General features: G+C 43.9%; 21 protein-coding genes and 1 pseudogene. 21 read left to right on the top strand and 1 reads right to left on the bottom strand.

Annotation, left to right across the window (positions count from 1 at the left end):
- Positions 1-173: 173 nt before the first annotated feature.
- From FND36_07825 to FND36_07770, 12 genes are all read left to right on the top strand, one after another.
- Positions 174-488, top strand: coding sequence for a DUF961 domain-containing protein (locus FND36_07825; protein ID QDW73948.1), 315 nt, complete (start codon positions 174-176; stop codon positions 486-488).
- Positions 489-503: 15 nt separating this feature from the next.
- On the top strand, positions 504-863 hold the full coding sequence (locus FND36_07820; GenBank protein QDW73947.1) for a DUF961 domain-containing protein: 360 nt from the start codon (positions 504-506) through the stop codon (positions 861-863).
- A gap of 165 nt (positions 864-1,028) precedes the next feature.
- Positions 1,029-1,295, top strand: a complete 267-nt coding sequence (locus FND36_07815; GenBank protein QDW73946.1) for a hypothetical protein — start codon at positions 1,029-1,031, stop codon at positions 1,293-1,295.
- 4 nt (positions 1,296-1,299) lie between these two features.
- On the top strand, positions 1,300-1,824 hold the full coding sequence (locus tag FND36_07810; GenBank protein ID QDW73945.1) for a hypothetical protein: 525 nt from the start codon (positions 1,300-1,302) through the stop codon (positions 1,822-1,824).
- Between the two features lie 77 nt (positions 1,825-1,901).
- Complete coding sequence (locus FND36_07805) at positions 1,902-3,305, top strand: DUF87 domain-containing protein (GenBank protein QDW73944.1); 1,404 nt, start codon at positions 1,902-1,904, stop codon at positions 3,303-3,305.
- Positions 3,306-3,488: 183 nt separating this feature from the next.
- Positions 3,489-4,682 (top strand): helix-turn-helix domain-containing protein, encoded by a 1,194-nt coding sequence (locus FND36_07800; protein ID QDW73943.1) that lies wholly within the window; start codon positions 3,489-3,491, stop codon positions 4,680-4,682.
- Positions 4,683-4,684: 2 nt separating this feature from the next.
- Positions 4,685-4,825: a DUF3789 domain-containing protein gene (locus tag FND36_07795; protein ID QDW73942.1), complete on the top strand. Its 141-nt coding sequence runs from the start codon at positions 4,685-4,687 to the stop codon at positions 4,823-4,825.
- The gene (locus FND36_07790) at positions 4,822-5,043 is read left to right on the top strand and encodes a hypothetical protein (GenBank protein QDW73941.1); all 222 of its coding nucleotides are present in this window, start codon (positions 4,822-4,824) and stop codon (positions 5,041-5,043) included. Before FND36_07795 ends, FND36_07790 begins: the two co-directional genes overlap by 4 nt.
- A 75-nt stretch (positions 5,044-5,118) precedes the next feature.
- Positions 5,119-5,994: a nucleotidyltransferase gene (locus FND36_07785; GenBank protein QDW75577.1), complete on the top strand. Its 876-nt coding sequence runs from the start codon at positions 5,119-5,121 to the stop codon at positions 5,992-5,994.
- On the top strand, positions 5,972-6,538 hold the full coding sequence (locus FND36_07780) for an SLATT domain-containing protein (protein QDW73940.1): 567 nt from the start codon (positions 5,972-5,974) through the stop codon (positions 6,536-6,538). The genes FND36_07785 and FND36_07780 overlap by 23 nt, the downstream gene beginning before the upstream one ends.
- Positions 6,539-6,647: 109 nt before the next feature.
- Positions 6,648-7,124 carry a hypothetical protein gene (locus FND36_07775; protein QDW73939.1) on the top strand — a complete coding sequence of 159 codons (477 nt, stop codon included), beginning with the start codon at positions 6,648-6,650 and terminating at the stop codon, positions 7,122-7,124.
- Between the two features lie 40 nt (positions 7,125-7,164).
- The gene (locus tag FND36_07770; protein QDW73938.1) at positions 7,165-7,647 is read left to right on the top strand and encodes a hypothetical protein; all 483 of its coding nucleotides are present in this window, start codon (positions 7,165-7,167) and stop codon (positions 7,645-7,647) included.
- 131 nt (positions 7,648-7,778) lie between these two features.
- On the opposite strand, the gene FND36_07765 is transcribed toward FND36_07770, so the two are convergent.
- The gene (locus FND36_07765) at positions 7,779-8,975 is read right to left on the bottom strand and encodes an IS256 family transposase (protein QDW73937.1); all 1,197 of its coding nucleotides are present in this window, start codon (positions 8,973-8,975) and stop codon (positions 7,779-7,781) included.
- A gap of 115 nt (positions 8,976-9,090) precedes the next feature.
- Here FND36_07765 and FND36_07760 point away from each other — a divergent pair, with 115 nt between their 5' ends.
- The 9 genes and pseudogenes from FND36_07760 to FND36_07720 all read left to right on the top strand — a co-directional run bounded on the left by FND36_07760 (position 9,091) and on the right by FND36_07720 (position 17,739).
- The gene (locus FND36_07760) at positions 9,091-9,279 is read left to right on the top strand and encodes a hypothetical protein (protein ID QDW75576.1); all 189 of its coding nucleotides are present in this window, start codon (positions 9,091-9,093) and stop codon (positions 9,277-9,279) included.
- Positions 9,280-9,289: 10 nt separating this feature from the next.
- Positions 9,290-9,793, top strand: a complete 504-nt coding sequence (locus tag FND36_07755; GenBank protein ID QDW73936.1) for an antirestriction protein ArdA — start codon at positions 9,290-9,292, stop codon at positions 9,791-9,793.
- A gap of 21 nt (positions 9,794-9,814) precedes the next feature.
- Positions 9,815-10,303, top strand: coding sequence for an antirestriction protein ArdA (locus FND36_07750; protein ID QDW75575.1), 489 nt, complete (start codon positions 9,815-9,817; stop codon positions 10,301-10,303).
- A gap of 104 nt (positions 10,304-10,407) precedes the next feature.
- Positions 10,408-10,797 carry a conjugal transfer protein gene (locus tag FND36_07745; protein ID QDW73935.1) on the top strand — a complete coding sequence of 130 codons (390 nt, stop codon included), beginning with the start codon at positions 10,408-10,410 and terminating at the stop codon, positions 10,795-10,797.
- Positions 10,784-13,243 carry an ATP-binding protein gene (locus FND36_07740; GenBank protein ID QDW73934.1) on the top strand — a complete coding sequence of 820 codons (2,460 nt, stop codon included), beginning with the start codon at positions 10,784-10,786 and terminating at the stop codon, positions 13,241-13,243. The genes FND36_07745 and FND36_07740 overlap by 14 nt, the downstream gene beginning before the upstream one ends.
- The gene (locus FND36_07735) at positions 13,240-15,396 is read left to right on the top strand and encodes a YtxH domain-containing protein (GenBank protein ID QDW73933.1); all 2,157 of its coding nucleotides are present in this window, start codon (positions 13,240-13,242) and stop codon (positions 15,394-15,396) included. Before FND36_07740 ends, FND36_07735 begins: the two co-directional genes overlap by 4 nt.
- Positions 15,393-16,394, top strand: a complete 1,002-nt coding sequence (locus tag FND36_07730; protein ID QDW73932.1) for a peptidase P60 — start codon at positions 15,393-15,395, stop codon at positions 16,392-16,394. Before FND36_07735 ends, FND36_07730 begins: the two co-directional genes overlap by 4 nt.
- Before the next feature lie 21 nt (positions 16,395-16,415).
- Positions 16,416-17,324, top strand: a complete 909-nt coding sequence (locus FND36_07725; protein QDW73931.1) for a conjugal transfer protein — start codon at positions 16,416-16,418, stop codon at positions 17,322-17,324.
- A gap of 196 nt (positions 17,325-17,520) precedes the next feature.
- Positions 17,521-17,739, top strand: a pseudogene (locus tag FND36_07720) (helix-turn-helix transcriptional regulator).
- Positions 17,740-18,255: the final 516 nt, after the last annotated feature.

Here is an 18,255-nt window from a genome sequence, read left to right as displayed (position 1 = left end):
ACAAGTTACCTAAATTCTGCTTGTTTGTTCTAAATCTTTCTGCATGGGGATTGTCAAGGGTGCGAAGCACAACGCCTGCCCTTGATTATCCACAGGCAGACAGATATTCTCTGCAAGGCAGAATGGAACTATTACATTCATAATTATAGAAAGAAAAGAGGTTAAAGAAATTTATGGAATTAAAACACGTTATCCCTAATATGGAAAAAACATTCGGAAATCTGGAATATGCCGGTGAGGGCAAGGTCGATCAGCGACGGATTAACGGACGTATGACCGTCGTTTCCCGGAGCTACAACCTGTACTCTAACGTGCAGCGTGCGGATGATATTGTGGTATTCCTCCCGGCTTCCGCTGGTGAGAAGAACTTTGAAATCGAGGAAAAGGTGAAGCTCATTAACCCTAAAATCACCGCTACCGGCTACAAAATCGGCAGCCGTGGATTTACCAATTACATTTTATCCGCTGATGATATGGTGAAAGCATAAGGAGGTACAGAACAGATGAGATTAGCAAACGGGATTATCATTGACAAAGAGAAAACTTTCGGGATTTTGAAATTTTCAGCCTTACGCCGTGAGGTACACGTCCAGAATGATGACGGTACGGTGTCCGAGGAAATCAAGGAGCGCACCTATGATTTGAAGTCCAGAGGACAGGGGCGCATGATACAGGTATCCATTCCGGCAAGCGTGCCTTTAAAAGAGTTTGACTATAACGCCGAGGTGGAGCTTATCAATCCGGTAGCCGACACTGTGGCGACAGCTACGTTTCAAGGGGCAGATGTGGACTGGTATATCAAGGCAGACGATATAGCTTTAAAAAATGCTGCCTCTAAACTTCCTTCTAATAAACCAAAATAATGTTCCTGGTAGAAAATGAAGTTTGAACACATATTCTAGGGAAAGGCTGGGCAAGGGATAATTTATTTACTTCCTCATGTATAGATGTCTGTTAAATATTGGATTGAATACGTCTTTTTAAGGTTGTATAATATAATTTAACTTTACATGTTGGGAGGAAAATGAATGAAAGATTTAAGCAGAAACGTAACCCTCTTCTGTAGCGTATGTGGAAACGATCAATTTTCTACTTTAGACGAGGGAATAGATGATTTAATGGAAGCTCCAGATGACACAAAAATAAAATGTTCAGATTGCGGTAGAGTTTTCACGAAAGCTGAACTAATTGAGGAAAATCAAGATGTGATTAATGCCAATATTGAGGATATTAAAAATGAGGCAATGAAAGAAATAGAAAAAGAATTATCAAAGGCATTAAAAAAATTGAGGTGATGAAATGAGTCCAGAAATCATGGAATACTGGAATGTATTTAAAGAAGTTATTAAAGATGTCGCTCTCTATATTATGCCTATTGCCGCTGTAATTATATCTCTTGTGGCATTAAAAAAGTCTAATGATACCGTGCAAGTCCGAGTCCAATTATCAGAGCTTGAACAAAAGATAAAAGAATATGAGCTTGCATTAAAGGAACATGAACTGGAAAAAATTAGGCAGCAAGAAAATCAAGAACAAAAGGCATGGATTGAAGCAAGAATTATAAATATATCTAAAAATAAATACAAAGCAAAAATATGGAACTCTGGCAATGCAACTGCATATAATATTTCTGTTTCAATACCACAAGAATATCAAATAATGTTAATAAAAGATAAAATGCCTTATGAATATCTTGAACCGGGTAATAGTTTTGAAGAACATGTAATAATCCATATGGGTTCTTCGCATAAATTCAAAATCACTTCACAATGGGAAAATGAACAAGGTGAAGTATTCACAAACGAACAATTAAGAAGTTATTAAAAGAGTTTCTATATTTACTATTATGAAAGCAGTTAGTCTTTAAAAGATTAGCTGCTTTTTTAATATAAGGAGATTTTATGAGATATTTTCAGAGAAAGGGCAACCGTATCCGAGCAAGCGACAGGACGCTTATATTCCGCACGGCAACCGGCTTTCTGCTTCTGGTGTTCCTTGTGGTGGTGCTGCTCTTAAATATCGGCACGCTGTTTCATACGGACTGGAAATCGGCTTCTCTGCTCCATGAGGGCAGCTTCCATCTGACCGTCACGCCATACATGATAGGCACTGTCATGGTGGCCGGTGCGGTGAGTGTGGCGGCTGCCTTTTTGTATCGGTATTTCCTGCCGGATAAAGTAAAGCAGCTTTCCCACCGGCAAAAGTTGGCACGCATGATATTAGAAAATGGGTGGTATGAGTCTGAAAAGACACAGGACGGCGGTTTCTTCAAAGACTTGCCGGACAGTCGTTCCAAAGAGAAAATCACCCACTTTCCCAAAGTGTACTATCGGCTGGAGCATGGACTTATCCATATACAAGCAGAGATCACACTGGGAAAGTATCAAGAGCAGCTCTTACATTTGGAGAAGAAGCTAGAAACCGGCTTATATTGCGAACTGGTATCCAAAGAGCTGAAAGACAGCTTTGTGGAGTATGTGCTGCTCTATGACACCATTGCGAACCGTATCACCATTGACGAGGTACAGGCGGCACACGGCAGCCTAAAGCTCATGGCTAACGTATCATGGGAGTATGACAAGCTCCCCCATATGCTCATAGCCGGTGGCACAGGTGGAGGAAAAACGTATTTTATCCTTACCATCATTGAAGCTCTGCTGCGTACTAACGCACAGGTGTATGTGCTTGACCCTAAGAACGCTGACCTTGCCGATTTGTCCGCTGTCATGCCGGAAGTCTATTACCGCAAGGAGGATATTACCTTCTGTATTGAGCGTTTCTATGACGGCATGATGGAGCGGAGCGAAACCATGAAGCGGATGGAGGGCTACAAGACCGGGGAGAACTACGCCTATCTCAACTTACCGCCCCACTTCCTTATTTTTGACGAGTATGTGGCATTTATGGAAATGCTGACGACAAAGGAAAACGCTGCGGTCTTGAACAAGCTGAAACAGATTGTCATGCTGGGTCGGCAAGCCGGATACTTCCTTATCCTTGCCTGTCAGCGTCCAGACGCAAAGTATCTCGGTGACGGTATCCGTGACCAGTTTAATTTCCGTGTGGCATTAGGGCGCATGAGCGAGCTGGGATACTCTATGATGTTCGGGGAAGTAGACAAGGACTTTTTTCTGAAGCAGATCAAAGGGCGTGGCTACGTTGACGTGGGAACAAGTGTCATATCGGAGTTTTACACTCCCCTAGTACCAAAAGGGCATGATTTTCTGAAAGAAATCGGGAGACTCATGCAGCAAAGGCAGGACGGACAGGCGGCGTGCGAAGCGAAAGCCGCTGGTACGGACTAGCCGTGTTGGTGTGGCGTACGCCACGCCAACCATTCGCCCCCGGTATCTAACAGGGGGGCACAATTACAACAGGAAACAGTCTCAAAAGTATGGAAAGTCCTTGTGTTTAAAGGACTTTTCGTGCTGATGGGCGTGTCAACTGGAACAGCTCTTAGTTGACACTGACAGTTAGGAGGAATTTGACTGAATGATACAGACTGGATAACCAGCTTTAAAAAAAAGCGGCTCTCTTACGGCGTTTCACAGAATAAAATCGCTGTAGCAGCCGGTATCACCCGGCAATATCTGAACAAGATCGAGTCCGGCAAGGCTGCTCCCGGCGAGGAAGTAAAAGAACATCTGCTGCAAGCACTGGAACGCTATAACCCGGAGTCACCGCTTACCATGCTGTTTGACTATGTGAGGATACGCTTCCCGACTACGGACGTACAGTTTGTGGTGAGCAAAATCCTTAGATTGAAGCTGGACTTTATGATACATGAGGATTACGGATTTTATAACTATCCAGAGCATTACTACATGGGGGATATTTTCGTTCTGGTGTCTCCCGACGTGGAAAAAGGCGTGCTGCTGGAACTGAAAGGAAAAGGCTGCCGACAGTTTGAAAATTTCCTGCTGGCACAGCATAGGAGCTGGTATGACTTCCTCATGGACGCACTGGTGGAGGGCGGCGTGATAAAGCGGCTTGACCTTGCCATCAACGATATGGTGGGGATACTGGACATTCCAGAACTGACAAAAAAGTGCCGGAATGAGGAATGTATCTCTGTCTTTCGGAGCTTTAAGTCTTACCGCTCCGGCGAGCTGGTACAAAGCCGTGAAGAAAATAAATCCAGCATGGGAAACACGCTGTATATCGGCTCTCTGAAATCAGAGGTTTACTTCTGTATCTACGAGAAAGATTATGAGCAGCTTGTAAAGTACGACATTCCCCTAGAGGAAACGCCTATCAAAAACCGCTTTGAAATCCGATTGAAAAATGAGCGAGCCTATTATGCGGTACGGGATTTGCTGACATACCATGACGCTGAACGTACCGCTTTTTCTATCATCAACCGCTATGTGCGCTTTGTCGATAAGGACGACACGAAACGCCGGAGCGAGTGGAAGACCAATGAGCGGTGGGCGTGGTTTCTTGGAAAAGACCGGGGGCGTTTGAAGCTGACGACACAGCCAGAACCCTATGACTTTAACCGCACGCTGAACTGGCTGGCACGACAGGTCGCACCTACTTTACAGGTAGCGGAAACGCTGGATAAGCAGAACGACACCACCATTATCCGGGATATGGTGAAAAACGCAAAGCTCACTGACCGGCTGAAAAAGGTCTTGCAGCAACTTTCGGTGAGTACGGAAGAAATGATTATGGAGAAATAGATATGTGGCATTTATTTTGTGACCTGCTGCTGGTGTCGGCAGGTATGGGTATCGGCGTGGTGCTGATGTGTATTTTACAGGTAGGCAAAGCAGCCGACGAAGAAATGAAAAATATTAAAGTAGAAAGGAATGAGGATAAATGAATTTCGGTCAGAACTTATACAACTGGTTTTTAAGCAATGCACAGAGCTTGGTGCTGATGGCGATTGTTGTAATCGGTATCTACTTAGGCTTTAAGCGTGAGTTTTCCAAACTTATCGGCTTTCTGGTAATTGCGCTCATTGCGGTAGGTCTGGTATTCAATGCCGGTGGCGTAAAAGATGTGCTGCTGGAGCTGTTCAACCGTATTATCGGAGCATGATTTGTATTGTAGCTTTGACCAAAAATTGGTATAATATTCTGTAAGATGTTTAGAGGAGGGATTTATTTGTCGGATATTTCTGTAAGTCAAGATTTTTCTACATTTTGTAAAAATCTTAGAATGAGTTCTTCTGTGGTAAATGATGTACAAACTCGTTATCATGCAATTACTAAAAGGATAAATAAAGATTTTTGGTCTACAGAGTCAGAGACAAATCATAGTTTTTATGTAGGGTCTTATGGAAGAGGAACCGCTATATATACCAGTGATATTGATATCGTTATAGAATTGCCATGGTCTGAATATACAAAATATAACAATTATACTGGAAACGGACAATCTGCTTTATTACAGGCGGTTAAATTGTCGCTTCAAAAAACGTATTCTTCTTCTCAAATAGGTGGTGATGGACAGGTAGTAGTTATTGACTTTTACAATGGCATTAAATTTGAAATAGTACCGTCCTTTAAGTTAGAGGATGGTTCTTATGTGTATCCAGACACTCATAATGGGGGCAGTTGGAAATACATGGATCCCAAACAGGAAATGAACTGTTTTAATGGACGTAATAGTCTTTCAAATAAAAATCTAAAGCGTTTATGTCGTATGGCAAGAGCATGGAACAACAATATGGGTGTATGTATGACTGGAGTTTTGATTGATACCATTGCTTACCGATTTATTCAAACTTATAAATACGCTGATAAATCATATTCTTACTATGATTGGCTGTCCAGAGACTTTTTTAAATATCTTTATGATAATGCTGACAAAGAATACTGGATAAAATTTGGTGATGGAAAACACGTCACAAAAAAATATTCTTTTAAAAGAGAAGCCAAACAAGCATATGATTTGTCCTTAGAAGCAATTTCTGCGTACAGCAACGGATATTATTATACATGGCATAGTAAATGGAGAGAAATATATGGTACAAAATTCCCAACATAGAGCCGGATTGTTAATACAATTAAAAGAAGCGTATGGTAGAGTAGTCTATACATACACAAGCCATTTAAAACAGGTCAACACCTTAGAGAATAGATTAAAATTAATAAAATATGCACAAATACTATTATCTGCTTTATCTACCGGCGGCTTCTTAGGCGCAGTAGTAACAAACGAAAATGTTTATACAATTATTGCCGGTTTCTTTTCGACGGTTTTGCTGGCGTTTAATCTGTTCTTCAAAAATTTTAATCTCGAAAGTGAAATGAAACAACATATTTTTGCGGCAGATGAACTATGGCTTATTCGGGAAAAATATGTTTCTCTAATGACTGACTTTGATGTATTAGACGATAATGCTATAGTATCCATGAGAGACAGTTTACTTAACGAAACTTACAGTATTTATAAGAAATCGCCAAAAACCAATTCTAGGAGCTATTCAAAAGCACAAAAAGCATTAAAGAATAATGAAGAGCAATTTTTTTCAAATGAAGAACTAAATCAAATGTTACCGTCACATTTAAGAACAAGCAGTAAATCTTAAAGATTTACTGCTTGTTCTTACACTAGACTAGATTGGAGGTTGATTACAGATATGCCGTTATTATTATGATATAGTGCAGTATAAATACAGTTTAAGGAGGATATAATCTATGTATACAATAATATATATATTATCCATTTCATTACAACTGGCAGGAGCATTATTATTAATGATTTTTGCTCTTTCTACTAAACGAGAAAAAATAATTCAACAATTTGCTGGTAAGGGATTAATTTATCGGGATAACAATACCGATAAATTAAGTTATAACGAAACGGTTTTTAGAGAAACATATAGAAATGCTTATCTTAACAAATGTGCTTTTGCATTTATAGGATTAGGTTATTTGAGTGGTATTTTTGGAGATATCGGCTTAAACAATAAGTTTTTAATTGCATTTTTTATTATCATATGTACTGCTATTCTTATGGGAACAACGTATATAATTGTGGAGTGTTTTACAAAACATTGCAAAATAGTAAATCAAAAAATAACATCTGATGAATTATTAGCGATTGGAATTGAACCTGATTTAGAAAATATATCTGATGATAAAATTAAAGAATTATTCAAAGATAAAAGCTAATAATTGTAATGGACTTATTAGCATAAAGGAGAGTTTGTAAATGCTGATATATGCTTTAAATAAAAGTTTTATGGAAATGGACTTGGCTATTAAGGCAGCAACACATAATTTGAATAGTGACGAACTGAAAAAAGATGTAAATTATAGAGTTGGAACATTTCTTCATTGGCTTCTTGATACATATGAATATTTACAAAGCATAGGAGAAAATCCATTATCTCAAAATGAAAAGGCTTTTTTCAGCGGCTTACGGTATGCAAATAATAAATTGAAACATGATGTAAATGTAATACAATTATATGAACGTAAAGGTGGTTTTTCATTTCCTATGCATTTTCCTTTTGCTTCAGAAATTATTACTTTTAGATGGACAGAAATTGAAGAAGGGGAAAATTCCCAGTGGAAAAAGCAGCACAAAAAATATCAAGACCATATAAGCCATGAAGAAATTATACCTACCGCTGAAAAGGCGTTATCCCTTTTAAAAAAATTTAAAAGTTCTTGTGTAAGCAGTAAATCCTAAAGATTTGCTGCTTTTTTCTTACCCTAAAGCAGATGGGAGGTTGATTGTGGACAAAGATATTTTCACCGACATACAGGATAGTGTCAATAGTTTTTCGCAAAATCAAAACCTAGCCGTTTAGCAGCCGGTAGTCAGCCGGCTATGATATCAGACAGCAGATCCTCTTCTGTTTTGAAAAGATGATCCATATTCATATAGCGTCTGGCTCCCCAACTGGTTGCTGCTACGTGACGCAGTCTGGCACATACGAGCATCAAGGCACTCTGCCCGTCAGGAAAAGCACCGATCGCTTTTGTACGCCGTTTAATCTCACGGTTGAGGCGCTCAATAGCGTTATTGGTTCGGATCCGGGTCCAATGCTGCGTAGGAAAATCCATATAGGTCAAGGTTTCTTCAATCCCGTCCTCTACCTTCTTGGCAGCTTTAGCAAGCTTCATGGCACGGAGTTTCTCCGCTACCTGGATTGCTTTTTCACGGGCGGCTTCCTTGCTTTCCTGCGCATGGATCGCCTTGAGCATAAGCGCTACCGTTTTCATCTTGTTACGGGGGGTAACAGAAAATATATTTCTGTAAAAATGAACCGTACAGCGCTGATATCTGGCATCCGGAAAGACTTCCGGAATGGTTTCAAGCATACCGAGATTCTTATCGCCGATGATCAAACGTACACCAGTAAGCCCGCGTTCTTTCAACCATACGAAGAAAGAACGCCAGCTTTCACGATCCTCTTTCATCCCTTCCGCAGCACCAAGGATTTCCCGGCAGCCATCCTGACTGACGCCAATGGCAACGAGAACAGAAACGTTCTGGATCTCGCCGCCCCAGCTACGTTTCAGGTAAACACCATCTACGTAAACATAAGGATAGTTCCCGGAAAGCGGACGGGTACGCCAGGTTTCAATATGCTCATAAGCCTTTTTATTCAGGTTACTGATGGTTCCAGGGGATACTTTCGTTCCCCATAAGGCTTCGGTGATATCTTCCACGCGTCGGACAGAAACACCGGCCAGATACATCTCAATAAGAGCTTCTTCCACGGAAGATTCTCTGCGACGATATCTTTCGATAATGGCTGTCTCGAAAGGAACCCCTTTCAGTTTAGGAACCTTCAGTTCGACTTCCCCTGCGGTAGTGTGGAGATTTCGCTTATAATGGCCGGAACGATATCCCTGGCGGTCAGAGGAGCGCTCATACTTTTCAGCGTTGACTAATTCGTCGGCTTCCTTATCGAGCAGGGCGTTTAATGTTTCTTCGACACTGTTACGGACAAGATCCTTTAAATCATGCTTTATTAAGTCCTCATTTAGCTGTATAATCTTATCAGACATGGTTCTATAGCCTCCTTTGATAGATTTAGTTGTGGTGACTTGATTTTACCAAACGGCTATAGACCATGTCTATTTTTATGAAATTGATTTTGCGAAATTAATTATACGTTATCACATACAGGCAAGGATCGGCTGCTCTTACATCTCGGACTTGGCCTACTACAAACGGGCAGTCTGGTTCGAGATGAAGCGGCTTCCCCTTGCCGATTATCCAAAACAGCAGCTAGAAGACTTTTCACGTTATGTATTCGGCGTGAAGTATGCTATCTTAACAGAAGTGATGGCACGTTTAGAAAGGACGTGATGAAAAAGCAATGTATGAAATGAGACTTTATATCCTCAACATCACAAAACCCTACTCGGAGGACGAGGACGGGTACGCCGGGGAATGGTTTGACTGCCCGGTGGATTTTGAGGAAGTAAAAGAAAAGCTCGGTGTCAAAGAGGTGGAGGAAATCGAGATTGCCGACTATGAGCTGCCCTTTGCCCTTACGCCCAGCATGAACCTGTGGGAAATCAACGGTATCTGCCGTCTGATACAGGAAATCGAGGGTACGCCTGTCGGAAAGGAATTACAGGCGATTGTCTATAAATGGTTTCAGAATATCGAAGATTTTCTCAACCACAAGGACGAGATACACCACTATGACGTGGCAGACCCTACCGCTTTATCGGAGTATCTCATTTTGGAGGAACACTGTTTCGGAGAGCTGCCGCCGGAGCTTACGGCACATATCGACTATGCTTCCTATGGGCGTGAGCTGGAACAAAGCGACAGATACCTGTTCACTTCTAGCGGTGTGTTCCGCTATCAATAAGGCGGTGTACCTATGGAGGAAATGCGTGTCTATATCGCCAATTTAGGCAAATACAATGAGGGCGAGCTGGTAGGCGCATGGTTTACACCGCCGGTGGACTACGACGAGATGGCAGAGCGTATCGGCTTGAATGGCAATTATGAAGAATACGCCATCCATGACTATGAGCTGCCGTTCCCTGTGGATGAATATACGCCGATTGAGGAAGTCAACCGACTGTGCGCCATGATTGAGGAACTGGATTATCCTATCAGTGAAGTGGTGGACGATTTACTCTGTCATTTTACGGGTGTGGAGGAACTCTACGAACATAAGGATGACATTATCCAGTATCCCGGCTGCGAGAACATGGTAGACGTTGCTTATTACCTCATTGACGAGTGCGGCTCTCTGGGCGAGATACCAGACCGTTTGAGAAATTACATTGACTATGAAGCATTTGCCCGTGACCTTGATATAGAGGGGTGCTTCGTGGAAACAAGATACGGGGTATTTGAAATCCCCTACTAGCTGTCAGATCTAACGCAAGTGTTCTTCTGGCAGTTTTTTTATTGCAGCAGTCTGTAAATACAGGCTGCTGTATTCATTTCAGAAGAAAGGAATGGTACGAGACTTTGAAAAAAATTAGAAGCTACACAAGTATCTGGAACGTGGAAAAGGTCATTTACGCTATCAATGATTTTCAGCTCCCGTTCCCGATTACCTTTACACAGATGGCATGGTTTGTTGTCTCCCTGTTTGTGGTTATCCTGTTCGGGGAGCTGCCGCCCTTTTCCCTCATTGACGGGGCGTTTCTTAAATATTTTGGTATCCCTGTCGCCCTTACATGGTTTATGAGTCAGAAAACTTTTGACGGCAAGAAGCCTTTCGGATTTTTGAAATCCAGTGTCAGTTATCTGGTGCGCCCTAAAGTGACCTATGCCGGGAAGCCGGTGAAGCTGGGGAAAGAAAAATTCGATACCGCCATTACAGCAGTTAGGAGTGATTTGTATGTTCCCGATTAAATATATCGAAAACAATCTGGTGTTCAACCACGACGGGGAGTGCTTCGCCTATTACGAGCTGCTCCCCTATAATTACTCGTTCCTATCGCCGGAAGAAAAATACCGGCTGCACGATAGCTTCCGTCAGCTTATCGCACAGAACCGTGACGGGAAGATACACGCCTTGCAGATAAGCACAGAGTCCAGTATCCGGCAGATACAGGAACGCCCCAAAGAGGAAGTGACCGGGCGGCTGCGTGAAATCGCCTGTGAGAAGATAGACGAGCAGACGGACGCTTTAGTGGATATGATTGGTGAAAATCAGATTGATTACCGTTTTTTTCTTGGCTTTAAGCTGCTGGTGAACGAGGAAGAAATCAGTCTGAAAGGCGCAAGGAAATCCCTGTCCATGACCTTTGCTGACTTCCTCTACGAAGTCAACCACAAGCTGATGGGTGACTTTGTCTCCATGAGCAATGATGAAATCAACCGCTTTATGAAGATGGAGAAACTTTTGGAGAATAAAATCGCTCGCCGGTTCAAGGTGCGCCGTCTGGAGAAAAAGGACTTCGGCTACCTTTTGGAGCATATCTACGGCAAGACCGGCGTTGCCTATGAGGACTATTTCTATGACTTTCCTGTAAAAAAGCTGAAACGGGAAACGCTGGTAAAACGGTATGACCTTATCCGTCCGACACGCTGCTTAGTGGAAGAAAATCAGCGATACCTCCGTCTGGAAAGTGAAGACCAGACGACGTATGCCGCCTACTTCACGATTAACAATATCGTAGGGGAGCTGGATTTTCCATCTTCGGAAATCTTCTACTACCAACAACAGCAGTTTACATTCCCGGTGTCCACCTCTATGAACGTGGAAATCGTCACCAACAAAAAAGCGCTGACGACGGTACGCAATAAAAAGAAAGAACTGAAAGATTTGGATAACCACGCATGGGAAGCTGGAAACGAAACCGGCAACAGTGTGGTGGAAGCTCTGGACTCGGTCAATGAGCTGGAAACCACCCTAGACCAGAGCAAGGAGTCCATGTATAAGCTCTCCTATGTGGTGCGTGTGTCTGCGGACAGTCTGGACGAGCTGAAACGCCGCTGCGACGAGGTCAAGGATTTTTACGACGACTTGAACGTAAAGCTGGTGCGCCCCTTTGGTGATATGCTCGGACTCCACAGCGAGTTCATTCCTGCCAGCAAGCGGTACATAAACGACTATATCCAGTATGTGACAAGTGATTTTCTGGCTGGTCTGGGTTTCGGTGCGACACAACAGCTAGGGGAAAAGGACGGTATCTATATCGGCTATAACCTCGATACCGGCAGGAACGTGTACCTAAAACCCAGCCTTGCGGCACAAGGAGTCGAAGGCTCCGTCACAAATGCGCTGGCGGCTGCCTTTCTCGGTTCTCTGGGCGGTGGGAAGTCATTCTGCAATAACCTCATTATCTATTATTCTGTGCTGTTCGGCGGTCATGCGGTGATTATTGACCCAAAATCAGAGCGTGGCAGATGGAAAGAGACACTCCCGGAGATTGCGGAGGAAATCAATATTGTAAACCTTACCAACAGCGAAGAAAACCGGGGTATGCTTGACCCGTATGTAATTATGAAAGACGTGCATGACGGGGAAAGCCTTGCCGTGGATATTCTGACCTTTCTGACAGGTATCCGATACCGTGACGGCGAAAAGTTTCCTGTCCTCATGGCGGCACTACAGGAAGTGACAAAGGGAGAAAAACACGGACTTCTCTGCGTGGTGGACGAGCTACGGAAAATCGGCACGCCCACGGCAAACAGTATCGCCAGCCATATCCAGAGTATTGCGGACTATGACTTTGCACATCTGCTCTTTTCCGACGGAACGGTGGAACATTCGATCAGTCTGGACAAACAGCTCAACATCATACAGGTGGCTGACCTTGTGCTGCCGGATTGTGACACGAAACTGGAGGACTACACCTCCACGGAGCTGCTCTCGGTTGCTATCCTTATGGACATCAGTACCTTTGCCTTAGATTTTATCCATTCTGACAGGAGTATTTTTAAAATCGTCGACTTAGACGAAGCGTGGACGTTCTTACAGGTGGCACAGGGGAAATCCCTCTCTAACAAACTTATCCGTGCCGGACGCTCCATGAACGCCGCTGTCTATTTCGTGACGCAAAATTCCAGCGACGTGGACGACGAGAAAATGAAGAACAATATCGGTCTGAAATTTGCGTTCCGCTCCACAGACAGCAAGGAAATCAAGGATACGCTGGAATTTTTCGGTGTGGATGGCGATGACGAGAACAACCAGAAGCGGCTCCGGGATTTGGAGAACGGACAATGCCTGTTTCAAGACCTCTACGGGCGTGTGGGCGTTGTCCAGATACACCCGGTCTTTGCGGATTTATTTGCCGCATTTGATACCAGACCGCCAAAACAGCGTGAAAAAACGAGGGAGAGCCTATGAGGAAACGAAACATCCTGCGCTATCTCGGTATCACCCTGTTGGTGGTGTTTGGTATTCTGGCGTTCCTCTCCATCACAGGAACGGTGGCTCATGCTGCCGGTCTGGTGGACGATACGGTGGACGCTGCCAATGAATACTCAAAATATCCGCTGGAAAACTATCAGCTTGACTTCTATGTAGACAGTTCGTGGGATTGGCTTCCGTGGAACTGGCTGGACGGCATTGGCAAGAGTATCCAGTATGGACTCTATGCGATTACCAACTTTGTCTGGACAGTGAGTATGTATATTTCCAACGCCACTGGCTATGTGGTGCAGGAAGCCTACAAGCTGGACTTTATTTCAGATACGGCAGACGCAATCGGGAAGAATATCCAGACTCTTGCCGGAGTGACGGAGAACGGCTTTTCCACACAGGGATTTTATGTAGGCTTCCTGCTTATCCTCATTCTGGTCGTGGGTATCTATGTAGCCTATGTGGGATTGCTAAAACGGGAAACGACAAAGGCGGTTCACGCCGTCCTTAACTTCCTTGTGGTCTTTCTCTTGTCAGCGTCCTTTATCGCCTATGCCCCTAACTACATTGCAAAAATCAATGATTTTTCCTCGGACATCAGTAGTGCGGCTCTGACGCTGGGTACAAAAATCACGCTGCCGGACTCCAGCAGTCAAGGAAAGGACAGCGTTGACCTTATCCGTGACAGCCTGTTTTCCATACAGGTAAAGCAGCCGTGGCTCTTATTGCAGTATGATACGACAGATGTAGACAGTCTCGGTGCTGATCGGGTGGAGAGCCTGCTGTCTACCAGTCCAGACACCGACGAAAGAGAGAATATCGTGATTGAGGAAATCGAGGACAGGGATAACGACAACATGAGCATTACTAAAACCATGAGCCGGTTAGGTACAGTGGTCTTTCTGTTTATATTCAATATCGGTATCTCTGTCTTTGTGTTTCTGCTTACCGGCATGATGATTTTCTCGCAAGTGCTGTTTATCATTTATGCCATGTTCCTGCCGGTGAGCTTTATCCTGTCAATGATACCGACGTATGAGGGCATGGGGAAACGGGCGGTCACAAAGCTGTTCAACACTATTATGCTGCGTGCCGGTATTACCCTTATCATCACCGCTGCCTTTAGCGTCAGCACAATGTTTTACTCTATTTCAGCCGGGTATCCGTTCTTTATGATAGCCTTTTTGCAGATTGTCACCTTTGCCGGTATCTATTTCAAGATGGGCGATTTAATGTCCATGTTCAGCCTACAGTCCAATGACACCCAACAGGTCGGCAGACGTATCCTGCGCCGCCCGTATCTGTTCCTCAACCGTGGAGCAAGGCGTTTGGAGCGTCGTATCGGCAGGACACTGACGGCTGGTACTGCCGGTGGCGTGGTAGGAGCTGCAGCGGCTTCCGGCTCTAAGTCAGATACTAAAAGAGCCGCTTCCCGTCCTAACCATGACAACGGGCAAAGTTCGGGCACTTCCTCCGGGAAACGTGCCGCTTCTGCTGTAGGTGCTACGGGAGAAAAACAGCGTACCGGTGACAGCAGTCGGAAGTCACAAACCGCAAAGGAACAGAACAGGAAAAATCCGTCTCAGTCTGGCTATGTGGCTTCCACAGAACAGACAACAAAAGTATCCGGCGTTCAGCGTGACGTTATAGAGAACCGCCATGCAAGGCGGCATGACCGGAGTGACCGGCAGGAGAACCGCCGTCCGTCTATCGCTCATAGGCGCATGGAAATGGAGAAAGCGAAACAGGCAGGATCAGCGGCAAAGGCTGCCCCTGTCCATGAGCGTCCAGCAACACAGCCAGTATTGGAAAAACCTACTTCCCCGGCGGCAGCTTCTAAGGTGCAGCACAGTGAACCTATGAAGAAAGAGCGTCCGGCGGTATCCCGTGAGAATATATCAAAATATCCTACACCCAAAGAGCCGGTGACAAAGACACAGGAAATCCGTACACAGGTGAAGAATGAGCCGGTGTCTCATGCACCGGGGGTAAAAAATCCTACTTCCCCGGAACGAAAGAACTCATCTTTGTCCGGGAATAAGGAAATCCGGCAGACTGCCACGAAACGGTCTGTCCAGAAAAATATCGAGCGTAACACCGTGAAGAAAACTACCACAAAGAAAGGGCGGAAACAATGAGGCTGCGCCATCTGCTGATATTTGGCTGGATTTTCACGGGAATTATCAGCTTGCTTTTGTTCCTTTTTATCGTCACTTCTGACGATGAGGAAAGCAGCGACGCACAGTTTGACTATTCGGGGTTGAACCTGTCAGCGGAGGTTTTGAAACATCAGCCTACTGTTGAAAAATACGCACGAAAGTACGGCATTGAGGACTATCTGAACTATCTGCTCGCCATCATGCAGGTGGAGTCCGGCGGCACAGGCGAGGACGTTATGCAGTCCAGTGAAAGTCTTGGTCTGCCGCCCAATTCCCTTAATACGGAGCAGTCTATTGAGCAGGGGTGCAAGTATTTTGCTTCCCTGCTTTCTTCAGCAGAAGCGAAAGGCTGCGATATAAATACCGTCGTCCAGAGTTACAATTATGGCGGCGGTTTTATCGACTATGTGGCTGCCCGTGGAAAGAAATACAGCTTTACACTGGCAGAGAGTTTCGCAAGGGAGAAATCCGGCGGCGTCAAGGTGGACTACAAGAATGAAATTTCCATCAAGCAGAACGGCGGCTGGCGGTATAAATACGGGAATATGTTCTATGTGCAGCTCGTCTCACAATATCTGGCTGTACCTCATTTCAGCGACGCAACCGCACAGGCAATATTCAATGAAGCCTTAAAATATCAAGGCTGGAACTATGTCTATGGCGGCAGCAATCCTAATACTTCCTTTGATTGCAGCGGTCTGATTCAGTGGTGCTATGGAAAAGCCGGTATCTCACTTCCGAGGACGGCACAGGCACAGTATGACGCTGTGCAGCATATCCCTCTGTCACAGTCAAAAGTCGGCGACTTGGTATTTTTCCACAGTACCTACAGTGCCGGAACGTATGTAACCCACGTCGGGATATATGCCGGAAATAACCGTATGTACCATGCCGGTGACCCAATTGGATATGCAGACCTCAATTCCTCGTACTGGCAGCAACACTTCATCTGCGCCGGACGTGTAAAATCCAACTAAGACAGAAAGGACAACATTTTTATGAAATGGAAGAAAAAAGAAAAAGAGACTAAACCTAATAAGGTGAAAAAAGTGCGTACTATGAAAGTCGGCACGCACAAGAAATCCGTGATTGCCCTGTGGCTGGTGCTGATTGCAAGTGTCAGCTTCGGGGTATATAAGAATTTCACGGCGATAGATATGCACACCGTCCATGAAAAGGAAATCATAGAACAGCGTATCGTGGACACCAATAAAATAGAAAATTTCGTCAAGGACTTTGCAAAAGCCTATTATACATGGAGCAATACCAAAGAAGCGATTGACGCACGGACAGCCGCCATCAGCGGCTACCTCACAGAGAGCTTGCAGGATTTGAACGTGGACACTGTCAGAAGCGATATTCCTACCAGCTCTGCGGTGGGAGAAGTCAAGATATGGAATATCGGGCAGACCGGCGAGGACGAGTACACCGTCCTCTACTCGGTAAATCAGACGGTGACGGAGGGCGAACAGGTGACAGAAAGCACCGCCGCTTATACGGTAACTGTCCATGCGGACAGCAACGGAGATATGGTTATCATCAAAAACCCGACTATCAGCAGCCTGCCGGGGAAATCCGGCTATACGCCAAAAGCACAGGAAGCGGACGGCTCGGTAGACGCTGCCACCACAACGGAAGTGACAGAGTTTTTGGAAACTTTCTTCAAGCTGTATCCCACCGCCACAGATAAAGAGCTTGCCTACTATGTGTCCGGCAATGCCCTTGAACCCGTGGGCGGCAATTATCTGTTCTCGGAGCTTATCAACCCGGTATTTGGTATGGACGGGGATAACGTCAAAGTATCTGTATCCGTGGCATACCTAGACCAGACTACAAAGGCGACACAGGTATCACAGTTTGATTTGACACTGGCTAAGGCTGATGGCAACTGGAAAATAATTTGCTAATGATTAGTATAGATGTTTCGATGATTGTACCATATAATAAAAGCTGATTTATTATCGCTTCTACTACAATCCCTGAAAAAGCCTTAATTTTCGCTTGTCAAAGATTATTTGCGTCACTTTTTCAAGGTATGTAAAGATAAGTTGCTAGCTTTTTTTAGCTGTGAAATCAATAATGTAACCAGAAGGAGGTCGCCAAATGAATATCGGTACAAAGATTATCGAAATAAGAAAACAAAGGAATATGACACAGGAAGATTTTGCAAAAATCTTCCATGTAACCAGACAAACTGTTTCTAATTGGGAAAATGAGAAAAGCTATCCCGATTTACAAACACTTGTTCAAATCAGCAACGAATTTAATGTTTCACTTGACACAATGCTAAAGGAGGATATGCTCATGGTGAAAAAAATTGACAGCTATAAGATTTACAAAAAAGTCTTTATAGGTTTGATAACGTGTTTTTTAGCTGTTGGGGTAATAGCCGGTATATATATAGGCGTATGTAAAGTTCAACATAACCATATGTATGACGAAGTTGAGAATGCCGGATTTACCAAAGAAATAACAGAGGATTTTATTGAAAGATATCAAGGATATTATGCCTTAACAGAAAATGGTGTTGATTATCTGGTAGAACCTAAAAGCATTGGAAAATATGAATTAGACACAGATAATTTTGTACTTACTGCCCGTAAAGGCTATACGGATATTACTATAAATATTGATAAGAACAGAAAACTATATTTAGCATTATATCCGGGAGATATTGAAATAGACGAACAGGGTAATGTAATCAATACATCTGAAAACTTAACAGATGTGCAAAAGGAACACTTGAACAATTTATTGACAGATCGGAAAGAGGAAATTCTTCCGATTATTGATAGAGCGTTAGAATTGTGGGATTCTATCAATAAATAAAATTATTTT

It is taken from the genome of Lachnospiraceae bacterium KGMB03038, assembly GCA_007361935.1.
GTDB lineage: Bacteria > Bacillota > Clostridia > Lachnospirales > Lachnospiraceae > Massilistercora.
The sequence above is the reverse complement of the archived record's forward strand: the minus strand, read 5'-3'. Positions and strand labels throughout refer to the sequence as shown.

Excerpts from the sequence above, each read along its gene's own strand:
- FND36_07810 (QDW73945.1), top strand. The coding sequence starts at position 1,300 with ATGAGTCCAGAAATCATGGAATACTGGAATGTATTTAAAGAAGTTATT.
- FND36_07750 (QDW75575.1), top strand. The coding sequence starts at position 9,815 with ATGCGTGTCTATATCGCCAATTTAGGCAAATACAATGAGGGCGAGCTG.
- FND36_07775 (QDW73939.1), top strand. The coding sequence starts at position 6,648 with ATGTATACAATAATATATATATTATCCATTTCATTACAACTGGCAGGA.
- FND36_07740 (QDW73934.1), top strand. The coding sequence starts at position 10,784 with ATGTTCCCGATTAAATATATCGAAAACAATCTGGTGTTCAACCACGAC.
- FND36_07795 (QDW73942.1), top strand. The coding sequence starts at position 4,685 with ATGTGGCATTTATTTTGTGACCTGCTGCTGGTGTCGGCAGGTATGGGT.
- FND36_07805 (QDW73944.1), top strand. The coding sequence starts at position 1,902 with ATGAGATATTTTCAGAGAAAGGGCAACCGTATCCGAGCAAGCGACAGG.
- FND36_07725 (QDW73931.1), top strand. The coding sequence starts at position 16,416 with ATGAAATGGAAGAAAAAAGAAAAAGAGACTAAACCTAATAAGGTGAAA.
- FND36_07765 (QDW73937.1), bottom strand. The coding sequence starts at position 8,975 with ATGTCTGATAAGATTATACAGCTAAATGAGGACTTAATAAAGCATGAT.
- FND36_07780 (QDW73940.1), top strand. The coding sequence starts at position 5,972 with ATGGTACAAAATTCCCAACATAGAGCCGGATTGTTAATACAATTAAAA.
- FND36_07735 (QDW73933.1), top strand. The coding sequence starts at position 13,240 with ATGAGGAAACGAAACATCCTGCGCTATCTCGGTATCACCCTGTTGGTG.
- FND36_07770 (QDW73938.1), top strand. The coding sequence starts at position 7,165 with ATGCTGATATATGCTTTAAATAAAAGTTTTATGGAAATGGACTTGGCT.
- FND36_07825 (QDW73948.1), top strand. The coding sequence starts at position 174 with ATGGAATTAAAACACGTTATCCCTAATATGGAAAAAACATTCGGAAAT.
- FND36_07755 (QDW73936.1), top strand. The coding sequence starts at position 9,290 with ATGTATGAAATGAGACTTTATATCCTCAACATCACAAAACCCTACTCG.
- FND36_07790 (QDW73941.1), top strand. The coding sequence starts at position 4,822 with ATGAATTTCGGTCAGAACTTATACAACTGGTTTTTAAGCAATGCACAG.
- FND36_07730 (QDW73932.1), top strand. The coding sequence starts at position 15,393 with ATGAGGCTGCGCCATCTGCTGATATTTGGCTGGATTTTCACGGGAATT.
- FND36_07820 (QDW73947.1), top strand. The coding sequence starts at position 504 with ATGAGATTAGCAAACGGGATTATCATTGACAAAGAGAAAACTTTCGGG.
- FND36_07815 (QDW73946.1), top strand. The coding sequence starts at position 1,029 with ATGAAAGATTTAAGCAGAAACGTAACCCTCTTCTGTAGCGTATGTGGA.